The organism is Lactobacillus sp. W8093 (assembly GCF_016100925.1).
GTDB classification, from domain to species: domain Bacteria; phylum Bacillota; class Bacilli; order Lactobacillales; family Lactobacillaceae; genus Lactobacillus; species Lactobacillus helsingborgensis.
In genome coordinates, this window is record NZ_JACFRL010000003.1 from 151,835 (window position 1) to 171,494 (window position 19,660).

General features: G+C 36.7%; 17 protein-coding genes. 15 read left to right on the forward strand and 2 right to left on the reverse strand.

Features of this window, described 5'->3' with window-relative positions:
- The first annotated feature begins 53 nt into the window (after positions 1-53).
- Both clpX and yihA read left to right on the forward strand, forming a co-directional pair.
- Complete coding sequence (gene clpX, locus H3T47_RS03050; protein WP_199282496.1) at positions 54-1,334, forward strand: ATP-dependent Clp protease ATP-binding subunit ClpX; 1,281 nt, start codon at positions 54-56, stop codon at positions 1,332-1,334.
- Positions 1,324-1,908 carry a ribosome biogenesis GTP-binding protein YihA/YsxC gene (gene yihA / locus H3T47_RS03055; protein ID WP_199282497.1) on the forward strand — a complete coding sequence of 195 codons (585 nt, stop codon included), beginning with the start codon at positions 1,324-1,326 and terminating at the stop codon, positions 1,906-1,908. The genes clpX and yihA overlap by 11 nt, the downstream gene beginning before the upstream one ends.
- 38 nt (positions 1,909-1,946) lie before the next feature.
- Here yihA and H3T47_RS09335 read toward each other — a convergent pair whose 3' ends face one another.
- Positions 1,947-2,075, reverse strand: coding sequence for an SPJ_0845 family protein (locus tag H3T47_RS09335; RefSeq protein WP_255409528.1), 129 nt, complete (start codon positions 2,073-2,075; stop codon positions 1,947-1,949).
- Positions 2,076-2,291: 216 nt separating this feature from the next.
- Between H3T47_RS09335 and uvrC the strand changes: the two genes are divergently transcribed.
- The 8 genes from uvrC to H3T47_RS03095 all read left to right on the forward strand — a co-directional run bounded on the left by uvrC (position 2,292) and on the right by H3T47_RS03095 (position 11,298).
- Positions 2,292-4,094, forward strand: coding sequence for an excinuclease ABC subunit UvrC (gene uvrC, locus H3T47_RS03060; RefSeq protein WP_199282498.1), 1,803 nt, complete (start codon positions 2,292-2,294; stop codon positions 4,092-4,094).
- 77 nt (positions 4,095-4,171) lie between these two features.
- Positions 4,172-5,476: a GTPase ObgE gene (obgE, locus tag H3T47_RS03065; protein WP_199282499.1), complete on the forward strand. Its 1,305-nt coding sequence runs from the start codon at positions 4,172-4,174 to the stop codon at positions 5,474-5,476.
- Positions 5,477-5,500: 24 nt separating this feature from the next.
- Positions 5,501-7,420 carry an acyltransferase family protein gene (locus H3T47_RS03070; RefSeq protein ID WP_199282500.1) on the forward strand — a complete coding sequence of 640 codons (1,920 nt, stop codon included), beginning with the start codon at positions 5,501-5,503 and terminating at the stop codon, positions 7,418-7,420.
- A gap of 12 nt (positions 7,421-7,432) precedes the next feature.
- On the forward strand, positions 7,433-8,374 hold the full coding sequence (rnz, locus tag H3T47_RS03075) for a ribonuclease Z (protein ID WP_199282501.1): 942 nt from the start codon (positions 7,433-7,435) through the stop codon (positions 8,372-8,374).
- Positions 8,367-9,161: an SDR family oxidoreductase gene (locus tag H3T47_RS03080; RefSeq protein ID WP_109918336.1), complete on the forward strand. Its 795-nt coding sequence runs from the start codon at positions 8,367-8,369 to the stop codon at positions 9,159-9,161. Before rnz ends, H3T47_RS03080 begins: the two co-directional genes overlap by 8 nt.
- 8 nt (positions 9,162-9,169) lie before the next feature.
- A complete protein-coding gene (locus tag H3T47_RS03085) occupies positions 9,170-9,391 on the forward strand; it encodes a lipopolysaccharide assembly protein LapA domain-containing protein (protein ID WP_187159033.1) in 222 nt (73 codons plus the stop codon).
- A 110-nt stretch (positions 9,392-9,501) separates the two neighbouring features.
- A complete protein-coding gene (rpmF, locus tag H3T47_RS03090; RefSeq protein WP_038522462.1) occupies positions 9,502-9,693 on the forward strand; it encodes a 50S ribosomal protein L32 in 192 nt (63 codons plus the stop codon).
- Positions 9,694-9,750: 57 nt separating this feature from the next.
- Positions 9,751-11,298: a bifunctional UDP-sugar hydrolase/5'-nucleotidase gene (locus H3T47_RS03095; protein ID WP_199282502.1), complete on the forward strand. Its 1,548-nt coding sequence runs from the start codon at positions 9,751-9,753 to the stop codon at positions 11,296-11,298.
- Positions 11,299-11,333: 35 nt separating this feature from the next.
- Here H3T47_RS03095 and H3T47_RS03100 read toward each other — a convergent pair whose 3' ends face one another.
- Complete coding sequence (locus tag H3T47_RS03100) at positions 11,334-11,540, reverse strand: YjzD family protein (protein WP_046327078.1); 207 nt, start codon at positions 11,538-11,540, stop codon at positions 11,334-11,336.
- 107 nt (positions 11,541-11,647) lie between these two features.
- Between H3T47_RS03100 and H3T47_RS03105 the strand changes: the two genes are divergently transcribed.
- The 5 genes from H3T47_RS03105 to xerD all read left to right on the forward strand — a co-directional run bounded on the left by H3T47_RS03105 (position 11,648) and on the right by xerD (position 19,653).
- The gene (locus H3T47_RS03105; protein WP_046327079.1) at positions 11,648-14,776 is read left to right on the forward strand and encodes a DNA polymerase III subunit alpha; all 3,129 of its coding nucleotides are present in this window, start codon (positions 11,648-11,650) and stop codon (positions 14,774-14,776) included.
- 160 nt (positions 14,777-14,936) lie between these two features.
- Positions 14,937-15,896 carry a 6-phosphofructokinase gene (gene pfkA, locus H3T47_RS03110; protein ID WP_046327080.1) on the forward strand — a complete coding sequence of 320 codons (960 nt, stop codon included), beginning with the start codon at positions 14,937-14,939 and terminating at the stop codon, positions 15,894-15,896.
- A gap of 28 nt (positions 15,897-15,924) precedes the next feature.
- Positions 15,925-17,694, forward strand: a complete 1,770-nt coding sequence (pyk, locus tag H3T47_RS03115; RefSeq protein ID WP_109918341.1) for a pyruvate kinase — start codon at positions 15,925-15,927, stop codon at positions 17,692-17,694.
- A gap of 178 nt (positions 17,695-17,872) precedes the next feature.
- Positions 17,873-18,757 carry a S1 RNA-binding domain-containing protein gene (locus H3T47_RS03120; protein WP_199282503.1) on the forward strand — a complete coding sequence of 295 codons (885 nt, stop codon included), beginning with the start codon at positions 17,873-17,875 and terminating at the stop codon, positions 18,755-18,757.
- Positions 18,754-19,653 (forward strand): site-specific tyrosine recombinase XerD, encoded by a 900-nt coding sequence (gene xerD / locus H3T47_RS03125; protein WP_046327083.1) that lies wholly within the window; start codon positions 18,754-18,756, stop codon positions 19,651-19,653. Before H3T47_RS03120 ends, xerD begins: the two co-directional genes overlap by 4 nt.
- Positions 19,654-19,660 lie beyond the last annotated feature (7 nt).

Genomic DNA, 19,660 nt, shown 5'->3' on the forward strand with positions numbered 1-19,660 from the left:
TATAGCCTCTATTTTATGCTAACCTTAAAGTTGAAGATATGAGGAGGAATATGATGGCATCACAATTTACTGATCAACAAGAGGAAATTAAATGTTCCTTTTGTGATAAAACACAAGATCAAGTTAAAAAGATGATTGCTGGTAATGGTGTTTATATTTGTAATGAGTGTGTGGATTTATCAAAAAGAATTATTGATGATGAATTGAAATCTGACTCATTAAAAAAGGCACGTGATTTACCTAAGCCAATGGAAATAAAAAAGCAGCTTGATCAATATGTTATTGGGCAAGAACGTGCTAAAAAAATTCTTTCGGTTGCTGTATATAACCACTATAAACGTGTCACCCAAATGGACGTAGATTCTTCAACCGAATTACAAAAATCTAATATTGCTTTGATCGGACCAACTGGGTCAGGGAAAACTTATTTAGCCCAAACATTGGCTAAAATATTAGATGTGCCTTTTGCTATTGCAGATGCAACTACTTTAACTGAGGCTGGTTATGTCGGTGAAGACGTTGAAAACATTTTGCTTAAGTTATTGCAAAATGCCGATTATGATATTGAGCGTGCAGAACGCGGCATTGTTTATATAGATGAAATCGATAAAATTTCTAAAAAGTCTGAAAATGTCTCAATTACGCGTGACGTTTCTGGCGAAGGTGTACAACAATCTTTACTGAAAATTTTGGAAGGTACAATTGCTTCTGTGCCACCTCAAGGTGGTCGTAAGCATCCACAGCAAGAATTAATTCAGATTGACACTACGAATATCTTATTTATTGTCGGTGGTGCTTTTGACGGTATTGAGCAGATCGTTAAAAGTCGTCTGGGCAAAAAAATAATAGGTTTTAGTGCCGAAAATGAATTGAATAAAGTTCAGGATGATTCCTGGACAGAACATCTGACGACAGGTGACTTGGTTAAATTTGGCTTAATTCCGGAATTTATCGGAAGAATACCTATAATTGCTACTTTGGATAAACTTGACAGTGCTGATTTAGTAAGAATTTTGACTGAGCCAAAGAATGCTCTAGTCAAACAATATAAGAAACTATTGTCACTTGATCAAGTCAACTTAGAGTTCTCTGAGGAAGCTTTAAATGCGATAGCTGATTTGGCAATCGAACGTAATATGGGTGCTCGTGGTTTACGTACTATAATTGAAAATGCGATGATGGGCATCATGTATAAAACGCCAAGTGAACCGGACATTGAAAAAGTAAAAGTTACTAAAGATGTAATTGAGAGTAACGCTGAACCTGAAGTAACTCGCCGTAAAGATGATAATCCAGAAGATAATTTGGAAATAAAGGCTGCTAATGATCATTAAAAATAGTTCATACGCTATTAGTGCAGTCCGAGAGGAACAATATCCAACTGATAATTTACCGGAAATTGCGCTTTCAGGACGCTCAAATGTGGGTAAATCAAGCTTAATTAACACATTGTTAGGTCGCAAAAATTTAGCGCGGACGTCGGGTCAACCGGGTAAGACGCAAACACTAAATTTTTATCTAGTTAATGATGATTTTTACTTAGTTGATGTTCCTGGATATGGTTATGCCAGAGTTTCGCAAAAGAAAAGACAACAGTTCGGCGAAATGATCCAAGATTATCTGGAAACCAGAGCAAACTTGCAAGGTTTAATCATTTTAATTGATGGTCGCCACGATCCTACAAAAGATGATATAGCCATGTATAATTATGCGCTTTATTTAAATCTACCGATTTTGGTGGTTTACACAAAAATTGACAAGATTAAGAAAAATCAGCGAAATCAGGTCATCAGTGCATTAAGTCATAAGCTTGATCTAAAGCACGATAACGTGGAAGTCCTTACTTTTAGTTCAGTTCAAAAATTACATGTCAAAGAAGTATGGCAATGGATTGAACAAAATCTGTAAATTTGTAAGAAAAAATGGTTCTCTTAGGAGAACCATTTTTATTTATCCTTTTGCTTGTCTTTTTCGTCTTTGTCTTTGGTGAATTTTTTCTTTTTATCTTTTGGCACTGTCGCAAATTTATCGAATAGTTTTTCTAGTTCATCTTGTTTTTTGAATGTTAAACCCATAATTAAATTCCTTCCTGATTTCATTATAATAAAAATAATATTAAGTAGCTAGCTAGATTTTTGATCTTAGTTTAAATAATATAATTTATGTAAAGTAAATAGAGAATGATTATAAAAATTTAAGTAATAGCATAAAGTGTTTAATGAGCAAAAGCAAATTTCAAACGGTAAATTATATGTTAAAATAATATAGCTGATTTTGGAGGGAGTGATTTTTTGGCATCGCAATTAATTGAAAATAAATTAAAACTATTACCGGCTAAACCAGGCTGTTACTTGATGAAGGATGTTAACGGTAAAGTAATTTATGTCGGCAAGTCAAAAAATCTGAAAAGTCGTGTACGTTCTTATTTTAAAAGTACTCAGGTTGGGAGACGTGCTGAATTAGTTGAAAATATTAGTGACTACGATATCATCACGGTTTCGACAGATAAGGAAGCATTTTTACTTGAAGTAACATTAATTAAGAAGTATCAGCCATATTATAATGTACAATTAAAGCAAGGTACAGGTTACCCTTATATTGAAATTACTAACGAGCGGGATCCTCAAACAAAATTAACTAGTATTATTAGAAAAGATGGGGGCTATTATTTTGGCCCTTACCCGAATGTTTACGCTGCTCAGGCTACACTCAAATTTATCCAGAAAGTTTTTCCGTTAAGGCGCTGTCATGGTAAACAAGGTAGGCCTTGCTTATATTATCATATGGGTCAATGCCTTGGCGCCTGCTTTAAAAATGTACCCAAAGCAGTTTATGCTGCTCAAATTAAAAAGATCAAGAGCTTTCTGAACGGTGATATTGGTTGGGTCAAAAAAGACCTTAATCAAAGGATGAAAACTGCATCTCAAAACCTGGAATTTGAGCGCGCAGCTGAAATTCGCGATCAACTTAATTACATTGAAGAAACCGTTGAAAAGCAAAAAATAATTTCTAATGACAATACACAACGTGACATTTTTAACTTTTACGTTGATAAATCTTGGATTGCCATTCAAATTTTCTTTTTAAGACAAGCTAAGCTGCTCAGAAGCGAAACTAGGATGTATCCGTTAACTGATACTAATGATCCTGAAGATACATTCTCCTCGTTTATTGTGCAATTTTACGGTCAAAGAAATAGAATACTGCCTAAAGAAGTTCTTGTGCCTGCCAAAATTGATAATGAAGCTCTAAGCGAGGTTTTACACGTACCGGTGAGAACGCCAAAAAGAGGGCAAAAGCGTTCCTTATTAAATATGGCAAAAGACAATGCCAAACTCAAACTGGACGAAAAATTTCGCTTGCTGGAATTAGGCAATAGAAAAACTAAGGGAGCACAGAAAGAAATTTTTGATTCCTTGGGGTTGCCTTATGGTCATGTCATTGAGAGTTTCGACCATTCACATATTCAAGGAGCTGACCCAGTTTCGGCTTTGGTAGTTTTTAGAGACGGCGAACCGGACAAAAATTCATACCGGAAATATAAATTAAAGGGCGAAGTCGAACATCAAAATGGTGGTGATGAAGTGCGCAATACCCGTGAGGTTGTCCGCAGGCGATACAGCAGATTACTTAAAGAGCATAAACCAATGCCGGATTTAATTCTAATGGACGGTGGTCAAATTCAGGTTGATGCGTGTGAAGATATTTTAAGAAATGAGTTAAACCTTAACATTCCGGTAGCTGGCATGGTTAAAGATAATAAGCACCGCACAAACCATCTTTTGTATGGTGATCCTATTAATGGTGTGCCCTTGAAGTTAATTCCGTTAGATCCTAAATCACAAGGCTTTTATTTGATGACTAGAATTCAGGATGAAGTACACCGCTTTGCTATTACCTTTCATAGAAAAACACATGCCAAAAATGCACTGTCAAGTAAACTTGATTCTATTAAAGGAATTGGTCCTAAAAGCAGGAATAAGCTATTAAGACATTTTGGCTCTTTGAGAAAAATCAAGGAAGCTTCAATTGATGAATTGCGCTCTGTTGGTTTGACGTTACCGCAGGCTCAAACTGTTAAATTAACGTTGTAATTATTGATTTAAACCCAAATTCCACTAAGCATTTGTGGTATAGTAATAAGGTTAAGAAAGACGGAAGGAGAATCTTTATGCCAACATTTGTCGACCAAACTAAGATAGAAGTCCAAGCAGGAAAAGGTGGCGACGGTATGGTTGCTTTCCGCCATGAAAAATATGTCCCTAATGGCGGACCAGCTGGTGGCGACGGAGGTCGTGGCGGCAGCATTATTTTTGTTGCTGACAGCGGTTTAAGAACATTAATGGACTTTCGTTATCGCCGTAAGTTTAAAGCAGAAAATGGCGAAAACGGTCGCATTAAATCACAATATGGTCGAGGAGCAAGCGACTTATATTTAAAAGTACCTGTTGGTACAACTGTTTATGATTTTGAGACTAACGAAGAAATTGGTGACCTTACTAAAAATAAACAAGAATTAGTGGTTGCACGCGGGGGCCGCGGAGGTCGCGGCAATATTCATTTCGCCACCAGTGTTAATACCGCTCCTGAAATTGCTGAAAATGGGGAACCAGGAGAAGACCGGGTTTTACGTTTAGAACTAAAGGTTTTGGCAGATGTTGGTCTTGTGGGCTTTCCTTCTGTAGGCAAATCAACTTTATTATCTATTGTAACTAAAGCTAAACCTAAAATTGCTGCTTATTCTTTTACGACTTTGACTCCCAATTTGGGCATGGTAATTTTACCTGATGGACGTGATTTTTCTATGGCAGACTTGCCCGGCTTAATTGAAGGGGCAAGTAATGGTGTAGGATTGGGAATCCAATTTTTACGTCATATTGAAAGAACTAAAGTAATTTTGCATTTAGTGGCAATGGATCCTGCTAATGGGCGTGAAGCAATCAAAGACTATCAGACTATTCGTCATGAACTGCTGCAATATGATCAGAGTCTTGAAAATAGACGTGAAATTATTGTTGCAACTCAAATGGATATCCCGGGTGCAGCAGAAAAATTAAGTCAATTTAAAAAGGACTTAAAGTCTCAGCAAATTAACAAACCAGTTTATGCTATTTCTAGTGTCACTCACAAGGGTATTGACCAATTGATGCAGGATACGGCTAGTTTGATAGAACAAGCTGAAAAAGAACAAGTTGCCAAGACCACTGAAAACGTTCAAAATGTTAAAGAATACAAATATGAACAAAAGCAAAAACAAGAATTCGAAATTATTAGATTAGAAGAACATGTTTTTGAAATCAAAGGTGAAGGTATTGAGAGGTTGGTTGAACGGACTAATCTTGACTACCATGACGGAGTTATGAGACTCGCACGCAAGCTGAAAAACTTAGGTGTTGATGATGCATTACGTAAAAAAGGAGCCGTTGACGGCGATGATGTAATCATTGGTTCATTCAATTTTGAATTTGTCCAATAAAATAATAGAAAAGTTTTGAAAGATATGACAAAAAATCGGTTTATTACAGGATATTCTGGACTTAGAGCTTTGGCGGTAATCGGAGTGATTTTATATCACTTTGACCCTAATACTTTTGTGGGCGGGTATCTTGGTGTACCGATTTTCTTTGTTTTGTCTGGATATCTTGTTACGTGTCAGATACTAAAGTCTTATGAAGAAAAAGGCTTTTATGATAGTAAAAAGTTTTATTTAAGCAGGCTGAAAAAAATTTATCCGCCACTGATTGCGGTACTATGGTTTTCAGCTGCTTATATTATTTTATTTCAACGCAATTTACTGGCTAAACTAAGTCAGATTGTGGTGGCTAATCTGCTTAACGTTTATAATTTCTGGCAAATTCTCAACGGGCAAAGCTACTTTGAGCGCTTTGCAGTCAATGAATCGCCATTTGTCCACCTATGGACTATGTCAATTAACGGTCAATTTTACCTGTTGTGGCCAGTAGTTATTTTCTTACTGGTAAAGTATGGTAAAAAAAGAAAATATATTTTTAGTATTATTTGCACTTTGTCCATTCTTTCAGCTTGTGAAATGGCACTTATGTATAAATCGGGTGTTGATATTAATCGAATATATTATGGTACAGATACCAGGTTCTTTGCACTGGGCTTGGGAGCAGCTTTAGCGGTAATTTGGCCACTAAACAAACTAAAAAGCAACATTAAAACTAGTGATACTATTACTTTAGACCTGATAGGCTTAACTAGTATCATTGGTATTTTAATTTTGTTTTTCAATCCAGCCATGAATCCGGAAAGTGCTTTTCCTTATTACGGCGGGATGCTGTTATTTACCATATTTGTTACTCTGCTTGTCGGTGTAACAGCTCATCCTGGCTGCCACTGGGATAGCTGGTTGACTAATCCCATATTCAATTGGCTTGGCTCACGCAGCTATGAAATTTATCTCTACCAATTTCCAGTGATGATTTTCTTTGAAGATAAAGTTTCTAACATGGCAGATCATGTTCAACTTTATCATTTGCTAGAGTTACTTTTAATTCTTATTTTCAGTGAATTATCATACAGGTTGGTAGAAAAACCTCTGGGCAAAATTTCTTGGCTAAAATTGAAACAATTTTGGCGGCAGGTTTTTGCTAAAAATACCCGTAATTATCTGCTTCGGGCCCAAGCTATTTTGGCAAGCTTAATTTTTCTAATTGGAAGTATCGCAATTCTTGTTTCCCCAACAGTTAAAGCCCAAAATTTCAATCAGACGCAACTTGCGCGGAGAATTAGAGCTAATTGCAAAGAGCAAGAGAAAAATAATAAGGCACTAATTGCTAAGCGCCAAAATGTTAGCCCCAAAGAACAAAAAAAGGCTAAACTATTGAAGGAAGCTGAACGTGCTGCTAAAAAGCATCCTGTTAATAAATCATTCATGAAATATGGCATCTCACAAACTGAGCTGCAATTGGCGCGTAAAGTTGAACTCACAGCAATTGGTGATTCAGTTATGGCGGGGTCCAGCGATGATTTAAACCGTTTAATGCCTAAGGCCGTGATAGATGCGGCAATTTCGCGGCAGCTAAGTGTTTCTTTTAGCTTGCTTAAGCATTATAGAAGTAAAAATGCACTGGGTAAAAATATTTTGATTGGTTTAGGCACTAACGGTCCTTTTAAAATGGCAGATCTAAATGAGCTCATGAAGCAAATAGGAAAAAAGAAACAAGTATTTTGGATTAATACTTATGTACCAAATAAACCGTGGCAAAATGAAGTTAATAGTTTATTAAATGAAGCAGCAAAAAAATACCCTAATTTTACTGTTATTGATTGGTATTCGAATGCCAGACAGCATCCAAATTGGCTTTATGAAGATAAAACGCACCCAACGCCACTGGGATCAAAGCACTATAGTGCTCTAATTGTTAAACAAATTGTTGAAAAAGCTAAGTATTAGAATGGGAAGAGTATGGAGTTACAATTTTTAGGAACTGGAGCAGGACAACCGTCTAAAAAACGCAACGTATCAAGTATTGCGTTAAAAATGCTCGATGAAATTAATGAGATTTGGTTATTTGATGTTGGTGAAGCTACCCAACATCAAATTTTGCGTACGAATATTAGACTACGCAAAGTAACCAAAATATTTATTTCTCATAATCATGGTGATCATATTTTCGGATTGCCGGGATTACTTGCGACCAGGTCTTTTCAAGGGGATGTTGGTCCAATCACAATTTACGGTCCAGCCGGATTAGAAGAGTTTGTCAGAACAGCCTTAAAAGTTTCGCGCACAAAAATTAGTTATCCGATCAAATTTGTGGTTTTAGAAGAAGGGGGACTCATTTTTCAAGGCAATGGTTTTAAGGTATATGCGGAAAAGTTAGCTCACCGCGTTCCTAGTTTTGGTTATCGAGTTGTCGAAGATAATCGACCGGGTGAACTTTTAATGGATAAATTAGCGCAATATAATGTACCTAACGGACCATTACTTGGTAAACTAAAGAATAGTGAAAAAATTACCCTAGATAATGGTACTATATTAGATGGTAAGGACTTTTTAGGACCTAATAAGGCGGGTAGAGTAGTGACAATTATTTATGATACTCGTGCTACACCGGCAATTGCCCAGTTGGCGCAAAATGCTGATGTGCTGGTTCACGAATCAACTTTCGCTGGCAATGAAGCAAATTTAGCTCATTCATATTATCACTCCACTGCTGTTGAAGCAGCAAAAATTGCGCGTGATAATGGGGTTAAACGTTTGTTTTTAAACCACATCTCTGCCAGATATTTAGGTGCTAAAGCCAAAAAATTAGAAAACCAAGCCCAGAAGATTTTTCCAAACACTAGGTTGGCTAATGATTTTGATCGAATTGTAATTCCGATGAAAGGTGAGAAAAATGAGTGATTCTCTGAGAAATAAGGTAGTTGTAATAACTGGTGCATCTAGTGGAATAGGACACTCTATTGCTTTAGAAAGTGCTGGTAGAGGAGCTACAGTGATTTTAATTGCCAGAAATGAGGCAAAATTAGCAAAGGTAGCTTCAGAAACACACGAATTGTCCGGCGCTCCAGCTTATACAATTGTTGCTGATATGAATCATAGTGATCAAATTGATGCTGCGTTTAAACAAATAGTAAAGTTAACCAAACACGTTGACTATTTAGTTAATTGTGCTGGCTTTGGCAAATTTGAGAATTTTTTAGAATCAAATCGTCACGAAGTGACAGCAATGTTTCAAGTCAATGTTTTGGGCTTAATGTATTTTACCCGTCTAGTTGGTCGTTTAATGATAGATCAAAAAGCTGGTCAAATTGTTAATATTGGTTCGATTGCCGGCAAAGTCCCTACAGTGAAATCGGCAGCATACAGTGCATCCAAAGCGGCTGTCATTCAATTTTCTAATGTCCTGCGGTTAGAACTAAAACCTTTTGGAGTCAAAGTGATGACTGTGAACCCGGGCCCTGTTTATACTAATTTCTTTAATATTGCTGATAAGAGTGGACATTATGCTGAAAACGTTCAAAGATTTATGCTTGACCCAGATGATGTTGCTTGGCAAGTAGTTCATTTCTTTGGCAGTAACAAGCGTGAACTTAACTTACCGGTTAGTTTGGGAATATTGGCCAAATTATATAATCTATTTCCCACCATTGGTGATAAATTATCACTTAAGTTTGCTTCAAGAAAGTAGTGCAAATTATGAAAAACACAGGCAGGCAGATTAAACTCATTTTTACTTTAATTTTGACATTATTAGCAGTAATATTTGTGGTTTTAAATACCGATAATGTTGCTATTAATTTTGGCTTGTTCAAATTCAAGCTACCCTTAATCATTATTTTAGTATTAATGCTTATTATTGGAGTTCTAATTGGTTATTTTTGGGGATCTTACGGACATGATCAAAACAAGAATAACTAATATAGCTTGATTTATTCGGGATACAATAGTATCATTAACAAACGTGAAGTATTTTGGGTACTTTTTAAGTAACTAAAATCGTAATTCTACAAAAAAGGAGATCAATTTAAATGGCTGTTCCTAAAAGACATACTTCTAAGCAAAAGAAACGTTCACGTCGTGGTCATATTAAGTTAACTGTGCCAGCAATGCATTATGATGCAACTACTGGAGAATATCGTTTGAGCCACCGCGTTTCACCTAAAGGATATTACAAAGGTCGCCAAGTAGTTAACCAAACTAACTCAAGCGACAACCAATAATTAAAAGACACCAAAAATTAGGTGTCTTTTTTTATTTAGAAAGATGAACATGCTGAAATGAAACTGGTTTTCTTGCACACAAGTGATATTCATGGCTACATTATGCCTACCGATTATCAGAATAAAAATGACTATTCTGCTGCTTTTGGTCTCAGCCTAGTAAGCAGTCTAATTGAAAAAGAACGTCAAAAATATGGCCCAGACAATGTGATTGTGACCGATGCCGGAGATTTTCTTCAAGGCTCACCGCTTGCTGCCTATGTTCATGAAGCTAATAATAGCTCTGTGTTAAAAAAATTTGCAGATTTTTATAATGAGATTGGTTATGATGCAAGGTGTCTCGGCAATCATGACTTTAATTTTGGTCAAGATTATTTAAAAAGCTATCTGAAGTTTAGTCAGTCACCATTTTTAAATAGCAATATTTTATCTCGTAAAACGGGTCGGTCAGCTTTTGGTCAGAGTTATGTTATTCTGCATAAAAATGGCTTAAAAATTGGTCTTATCGGTATTACGACCCAGAGAATACCATTTTGGGAGCCTGCAGACCATATTACAGGCTTACAGTTTGAATCTGCCTTTACTCAGGTTCAAAAAATAGCCAGAATTTTACGTCCGCAAGTTGATGTGTTAGGGGTTTTGTACCACGGCGGGTTTGAAGCCGATCTAAAAACTGGTAAGAGAACCGAACCAAAAACAGGTGAAAATGAGGGCTACCGTATCTTACAGAATATTCCAGAAATTGATGTAATGCTAACAGGTCACCAGCACCGCAAGTTAAAGCTCATTTCAAATAATACTGCTATTGTTCAACCGGGCTACAAGGGAGAATGTGTTGCCAAAGTAGTAATGGATATTGCTGATAAGAGTAACAAAATTCAACACATGTCTGTGGAATTATTGGATAGCAAAAATCATGTTCCCGACAATAAAATTATTAATTTAGGCGCTAGTTTGGATAAAAAAACACAATTGTGGCTGGATCAGCCAATTGCTCACTTAGAAAAACCAGCCTTAGTAATGAACGCTGAACAGGCCAGAATTAATGGGTCTGACTTCATCAATTTAATTCAAAATATGCAACTTTATTTTACCAAAGCTGATATTTCTGCAACAGCACTAATGAGTGAAACGGCTCAGGGATTTAACGAAGATGTAACTATGCGTGATATTTTACTAAATTATCCGTTTGCCAACCAATTGTGCAAGGTTAGGTTGACAGGCAAAGAATTGCGTAATATTGTTGAATACTCCTTAAAATTTTTGACAAAAGATCAGACTGGAAAAGTAGTTTTCAAGCCTAAGTATAAAAACCTGCTTTTTAATTTTGATGTGTTTTATCCGTTGACTTATGATGCAGATATTTCTAAGAGTCAGGGCAGTCGCCTAACTAAATTGGAATTAAACGGAGTACCAATTGTAGCTGAAAAAATATATCATCTTGCCGTAAATAATTATCGGGCAATGGGCGGTGGTTTTTATCCGGAATATTCACCAAATAAAATTGAAACTATTTTGGATAAAGATTATGTAGAGATGTTTCAAGAGTATTTGCAAAAGAAAAATATTAAGCTGGATTCAACGCGAAATTATTATTTTAAGTAAACAAAAAAGCCATTAGTTTTAGACTAATGACTTTTTTATTTGAGTTTAGAATATTTACTTTTATCTTTATGAGAGTGAGCTGTGATCGTAGGAATGATTGCCGCAAAAAGCAATCCGAAAATCAAACCAACAATGGCAGCTTCTTTGAAATTAAAAACATTTTGCGTTAATGGAGCAGCGATGAAACCTACAATTAGCATGTAAACCACGCTCCAGCAAATAGTCACGATATAACGACCCATAGTGGTTCCTTCTTTCATACACATGAATTTTAACAAAAATTATGCACGTTTTCAATCCAGAAGATAGCTTTTTGGTATACTAATTTATAGGGAAGGTGGCTGCAAAAATGAAATATGCTGCTCTGCAAAATCTTAGTGCTTTCACGCTTTTAGAAAGTCCTATAAAGATCAAAAATTTATTGAATACCGCTAAAAATTTAGGCTATGATGCCGTAGGGCTAACGGATATTAATGTCACATACGGTCTAGTTAACTTTTACGAAGTAGCACAAGAGGTTGGTATTAAGCCCCTTTTAGGGATGCAGTTGAGACTTAATGGTCTAATTGATAGTGCGCATAAATATGATTTAATAGCATTTGCTAAAACAGATGAAGGCTACCGCAATATTTTACGATTATCAAGTAGGATCAATCTGCTAACTGATAATGGTACTAATGACAAAATCCTGACTCTAGAAAACTTAACTAAAGATTTAAATGAACTGATTTTTATCACACCTGCAAATACACATAGTGAGTTACTTAATTTGCAGCTACAGAATGAAAACTTGGGCACTAATTTCATCCGGCATTTAATTAGTTTGGTGCCAAAGACCAGTTCATTATATTTAGGCGTTTACGGCAGCAATTCACAAGAAAATTATATTCAATACGTCACGCAGATTGCTAAGCAGTTTGACTTGCCCCTTGTTAGTGTTGAAGACACATGCTACTTGAAACCGCAGGATCAATTTTTGCGCAAGACTTTACAAGCTATTAAAAAAGGCGCTGTAATGCAGGATATTTCTGAGTTGGCAAAACAAAAAGGCTCACATTACTTGCCTTCAGTTCAGGAAATAAGTGAGCGTTATCATGAGCTTAATTTGGATGATGCTCTAAATAATACGGGCAAAATCGCTGATGCTTGTGCTGCCAAAGTTGTTTTTCAAACACCTGTTTTGCCTAAATACAAACAGGACCAGTTTGCTAACTCAAAGGATTATCTTAATTCTTTAGCTCAACAAGGTCTACAGGACCGTTTTCATGGGCATAAAATACCGCTAAACTATCAAAAACAACTGGACTACGAGTTGCAGGTTATTGACCAAATGGGCTTTAACGATTACTTTTTGATAGTTTGGGATGTCGTAAATTATTGCCACCGCTCTGATATAGCTATGGGGCCGGGACGCGGCTCTGCCTGTGGCTCCTTAGTTTCGTATTCACTGCGCATCACGGAAGTTGACCCTATACAATATAAATTACTGTTTGAACGGTTTTTAAATCCGGCAAGACACGAAATGCCAGATATTGATTTAGACATACCTGATAATCGCAGAGACGATGTCATCAAATACATGTTCACTAAATACGGTATGGACCATGCGGCTCAAATTCTTACCTTCGGTACTCTGTCCGCTAAACAAGTTTTGCGGGATACGGGACGCGTTTTTGGCTTGCAAGAAATGCAAATGAGCAAATGGTCAAACAGCGTACCTTTTTCTAAAGGTAAAATCACTTTGCAAGAAGCATATCAGGGCTCAAAGAAAATGCAAATGCTAGTGAATGCCAGTGCGCAAAATAAGCTGCTCTTTGAAACGGCAAATGGTTTGGAAGGATTACCGCGGCACTATTCTATTCACGCAGCCGGTCTAGTCCTTAGTGATAATTCTATTGCCGCGATTGCTGGTTTACAATCTGGTCAGTTGGGCATACCTATCACTCAGCAAACAAAGAAATATGTCGAATCACTGGGATTATTAAAAATAGACTTTTTAGGTCTCAGAAATCTTACAATTTTAGGGGATACGGAAAAATTAATACGAACACAAGGTAAAAAAATCGATTTTAATAAAATACCTTTGAATGATCCTCAAACTTTAGCAATTTTCCAAAAAGGAGAAACCGAGCTGGTTTTTCAGTTTGAATCAAGCGGGATCAGAAATGTATTGCGTGAATTACATCCTGACGACTTTGAAGATTTAGTTGCTGTTAACGCTCTTTACAGGCCAGGCCCAATGCAAAATATCAAGACTTTTATAGCCAGAAAAAAGGGCAAGCAGAAAGTAGCGTATCCAGATCCAAGTTTAAAACCAATTTTGGCTTCTACCTATGGCGTTTTAGTGTACCAGGAACAAGTAATGCAAACGGCTCAAGTTTTAGCAGGTTTCTCTTTAGGTGAAGCCGATATCTTGAGACGAGCAATGTCAAAAAAGGACCAGAGCGTTATTGAGAAAGAAAAATCGCGCTTTATTTCCGGTGCTGTCAAAAAAGGCAAAACTAAACAAGTAGCGGCCAAGGTTTATAACTATATTGAACAATTTGCAAATTATGGCTTTAACCGCTCCCATGCTGTGGCCTACACAATGATTGCTTTTTGGTTAGCATATTTGCAAGTTCATTATCCTGCTGAATTTTATGCAGCTATGCTTAATTCAAATACTGGTAACCAAAATAAGTTAATTGAATATGTGATGAAAGCACAAGGTGACGGGGTAAAAATTCTGTCTCCTGATATTAACAAAAGTACCTTAAATTATCAGGTGATTGACGGCAAAATTTTAGTCAGCTTGCGGGCAATTAAGGGTATCAGGATTGATTTTCTGAAGGAAATAATCAAGAAAAGACAGAATGGCAATTTTAAGTCTTTAAGTGATTTTTTGCGAAAAATTGATCCTAAGTTTATTCAAACCAAAGTAATACAATCAATGATTAAAGCTGGCTGTTTTGATCAACTTAACTCTAATAGAAATGAGTTATTACAAAATAGTACTGAAATAGTTGAAAACGTTAAATTAACGCAGGGAAATCTTGCACTTGCTGAAAGCTTAGGCGGAGCACCTATTGAGCCGGCTAAAGCACCAACTAAACAGGAAAAGGCCCGCATGGAAGAAGAAGCCTTGGGTTTTTCCACTTTAACTTCGCCATTATTAGCAGTTCAAAAATATGCTCAAAAATTTAATGCCAGACCTTTAAGTGATTTTGAAATCCATGAGTCAGGCATAACAGTGGGGAAGCTGTTAAATTTAAAATTAATTAGAACCAAAAATGGGCAAACAATGGCGTTTGGCAGCTTTGCGGATTCAAGCAGCAAGCAGGATATTGTTATTTTTCCTAATGTTTATGATAAAATTCAATCGAATTTAAAGGAAGGTGGAATTTACTTATTAGGTATTAAAATACAGAATGACCGTATTGATTCCAGTAAAAAACAGTATGTATTGACAAATTTAAAGGTTGTCAACTTCAAAGAGTGATTTTTGCGTAAACTTGAGCAAGTAGCTGTTGTTAACGCTAACATCGAAAAAGACTGTTAAATCAAGAATTTAAATCATTTTTTGTGAGATTTTTTCCTGAAAGAATGTTAAAATTTAGGTGATGTGAGAAATTACACAATAATCTTGATGAGGTGAATTCATGAAACGAATTGGAATTTTAACGAGCGGTGGCGACGCTCCAGGTATGAATGCAGCCGTAAGGGCTGTTACAAAAACCGCTATTCATCACGGTCTTGGTGTTGTTGGTATTCGTTATGGTTTTGCCGGCCTTGTAGCAGGTGACTTTGTTACATTAACTGCTGAAAACATTGACCATATGATTAATTCTGGTGGTACTTTTCTTTACAGTGCCCGCTATCCTGAATTTGCACAAGAAGAAGTGCAAAAGAAGGGTGTTGAACAATTAAAAAAGCATGATATTGATACTATTATTGTAATCGGTGGTGACGGATCATATCACGGTGCTTTGGCATTAACACGTTTGGGTATTAATTCAATTGGGTTACCAGGTACTATTGATAATGATATTCCGTATACTGAATATACAATTGGTCTTGACACTGCCTGCAATACTGCAATGGAAGCTATTGACAAAATCAGAGACACTGCCAGCAGCCATCACCGCGTTTTCGTAGTTAACGTTATGGGACGAGATTGCGGCGATATTGCTATGCGTGTAGGTCTGGCTTCCGGTGCTGATGCAATTGTTGTTCCGGAAAGAAAATACGATATTAAGGCAATTGCCGAAAGATTAAAGCGCGGCTTTAAAGATGGCAAAGATAATGGTATTATCGTGTTAGCTGAAGGTGTCATGAATGCTGCTGATTTTAGAACAGAGCTTTTAAAATACGGTGACTTTGATTGTAGAGCAAATATTCTAGGTCACATGCAACGCGGTGGTTCACCAACCCTTTTGGACAGAATTAATGCCACAAAAATGGGTAACTATGCGGTTAAATTACTTCTCGATGGTAAAGGCGGTTTAGCTGTCGGCATGGAGAATGGTCAATTAGAAACCCACGATATTCTGGACCTGTTTGATGAACAGCACGCCAGTGAACAGTCTTTACTTGACATTAATGAAGAAATGACTAAATAATAGTCGATTTTGGGGAGATTTTTAAATAATGAAGAAAACTAAAATTGTTAGTACCTTAGGGCCAGCTTCAAATGATATTGAAACTATTACAGCTCTGGCTAAGTCAGGCGTAAATGTATTTCGTTTCAACTTTTCACATGGTGACCATGCTGAACATCTTTCACGGATGAAAATGGTTCGTCAAGTTGAAAAAGAAACTGGTTTAGTACTTGGTATTGCTTTAGATACCAAAGGTGCTGAGATTAGAACCACTGATCAAGAAGGTGGCAAGTTTACCATTAATACTGGAGACCAAATTCGTGTATCAATGGACGATTCTAAACCGGGTAACAAGGACATGATTCATGTTACTTACGAAGGTCTTTATGGTGATACCCACGTTGGTGGTCACGTTTTAATTGACGATGGTTTAGTTGACTTATTAATTAAAGAAAAAGACGAAGAAAAGAAAGAATTAGTTTGTGAAGCTCAAAATACTGGTGTTATCGGTTCTAAGAAGGGTGTTAATGCACCTGGCGTTGAAATTCGCCTCCCAGGAATTACTGAAAAAGATGCTGATGACATTAAGTTTGGTTTAGCTCATGGCATTAACTTTATCTTTGCTTCGTTTGCACGTAAGGCGCAAGATATCCTTGATATTCGTAAGTTGTGTGAAGATGCTGGTTGTGACTACGTTAAGATTTATCCTAAGATTGAATCACAAGAAGGTATTGATAACGCAGACGAAATCTTGCAAGTTTCAGATGGTTTAATGGTTGCTCGTGGTGACATGGGTGTAGAAATTCCATTTATTGATGTGCCATTTGTTCAAAAAGATTTAATCAAGAGAGCAAACGCACTTGGTAAGCCTGTTATTACTGCCACCCAAATGCTTGATTCAATGCAAGAAAATCCTCGTCCAACTCGTGCTGAAGTTTCAGATGTTGCCAATGCAGTTCTTGATGGTACTGATGCCACTATGCTTTCTGGTGAATCAGCAAATGGTTTGTACCCAGTTAAAGCTGTTTCAGCAATGGCAGAAATTGATGAAAGAACTGAACGAGAACTTCTTAAGCGTAACACTCTAGCTCTGCAAAGATTTGAAGAATACAAGGGTTCAAACGTTACGGAAGCTATTGGTGAATCAGTTGTGCGGACTGCACAAGAATTAGGTGTCAAAACCATTATTACTGCAACTAATTCTGGTTATACTGCAAGAATGATTTCCAAGTACCGTCCAAATGCTAACATTTTAGCTTTAACTTTTGACGAGAAGATCCAACACTCACTTGGCATTTCTTGGGGTGTTCAACCTTTGCTTACTGAAAAACCTGCTTCTACTGATGACATGTTCGAAGTAGCAGCTAAAGTTGCTAAAGAACAAGGTTATGTTCAAGATGGTGATTTAGTAATCATTGTTGCTGGTGTTCCTGTTGGTGACTCAGGTACAACCAACTTGATGAAACTCCAAATTATTGGTAGCAAATTAGCTCAAGGATTAGGAGTAGGCAACGGTTCAGTTGTTGGTAAAACAGTTGTAGTTAACAGTGCCGAAGAAGCAATTAGCAAGACTAGAGAAGGAGACATCCTTGTTGCCAAGACTACTGACCCTGATTACATGCCAGCGATCAAGAAGGCTTCCGGTTTAGTTGTTGAAGCTTCCGGCTTGACTTCACATGCTGCTGTGGTTGGTTTATCATTAGGTATTCCAGTTGTTGTTGGTGTTAGTGATGCAACTGAAAAGATTGGTAGTGGAATTACTATTACTGTTGATGCTCGTCGTGGTGCTATTTACCAAGGTGAAGTTTCAAATCTTTAATTAAGTTCATTTGTCAAAATAGCCAGTGGTTGTCACTGGCTATTTTGTTTTGAGTTAAATACACTAGGCAATGATACAATAGATATTACTAGTAAAGTCAAATGACTATTAGAGCTAAATACTTTGAAAATGATATACTTGTTTAAAGATCCCAATTTTAGATTTAGGAGAGAAAATTATGCTTGGCACCATCGCAGCTGGTAAAATTATTGATCAAAATGAAAATTCTTTTTTCGTGCAAATTGATGGTATTACTTATGAATTAAAAAGAAAAGAAATCACGCAGGAAGAAAAGCCTAAACTGGGGGAAGAAATCAAGGGCTTTTTATACGACGATAAACAACATAATCGTGAAATGACCCAATTCCTGCCGTTTGCTCAAAAAGACCAATATGGTTGGAGTAAGGTCACAGCAGTTAAATATGACCTCGGAGTTTTCGTGGATATTGGTTTGCCGGATAAAGATGTTGTAATATCTCTTGATGATTTACCTTTTAATAAAGATCGGTGGCCTCGCCCAGATGACCAGCTTTTAGTTCATTTAGAAACAGATGAAAAAGATCGTATTTGGGCAAAGCTGGCTGATGAGAATATCTTTGAACAGCTTGCTGCTCATTTTCCAGATGACATGAAAAACAAAGATGTTTTTGGAACGGTCTATTCTGCACGTGAAGTAGGAGCTTTTGTGATTACAAAAGAATACTATCTTGGTTTTGTCCATCCTACACAAATGGCTCGTCCTCTGCGCTTAGGTGAACAGTTCAAAGGCCGAGTAGTTGGTATCAGTCAGTATGGCAGGCTAAACTTAAGCAGTTTACCTCGTGCTTTTGAAGAAATTGATGATGATGCCCAAATGGTTTTAATGAGTTTGCGGCGTAAAAGCGACAAAATGTTGCCTTTTTACGATAAATCAGATGCTCAAGATATTAAAAATTATTTTGGCATTTCCAAATCTGCTTTTAAGCGTGCATTGGGACATTTGCTCAAAAATAATTATATTGTTGAAGACAAGGACGCAGGTACAATTACTTTAATTAATGATCCTGAAGATGTAGCAAAATGAACAATTTAACAGAACAAGTTGAAGATTATTTAAGATACAGCCAAATTGAGCGCGGTTTAAGCGCGAACACCATTACATCTTACAGGCAAGACTTAACTGCTTTTATCAATTTTTTAAAAAAAGAGCATTTAAAGACTTGGCCAACTAAAGCTCTTGACATTGATGCCTTTTTGGCTCAACAGCGTGATTTAAATAAAGCCACCAGTTCAATTAGTCGGTTAATTTCCAGTCTGCGTAAATTTTATCAGTGGCTGGTAAGGCAAAACATCCAAAAAATCAATCCCATGCTGGAAATAGATTCTCCCAAAAAAAGGCGCTCTTTACCTGTAGCTCTCACAGTAGATGAAATCAATCATTTGCTTGATCAACCTAATACCAATAAGAAATTGGGTTTGCGTGATCGGGCGTTGCTTGAAACTTTATATGCAACTGGAATTAGGGTGAGTGAATTAATCAACCTCAAGTTTAACGATCTACATGAAGAACTAAAGTTGATCAAAGTTTTCGGTAAGGGATCAAAGGAACGGTTAATTCCAATAAGCGAAGTAGCTTTGTCCTGGATAGATAGTTATAAGGAAAAAGTACGGGATCCGTTAATATTAAAAGTAGGCCAAAACTGTGACTTTATTTTTCTTAATAGTCGCGGTACCGCTTTAACAAGGCAGGCAGTCTGGCAAATTATTAAAAAATATTGTAATATGGCTGGTATTCAAAAAAATGTTACCCCTCATACTTTAAGGCATACTTTTGCTACGCATTTGCTAGAAAATGGTGCGGACTTGCGTGTAGTTCAAGAAATTTTAGGTCATTCAGATATTAGTACCACCCAAATTTACACCAATTTGTCGCAGAAGCATATTTTACAGGTGTACGCAAAAACTCATCCGCGGACATAGGTGATTA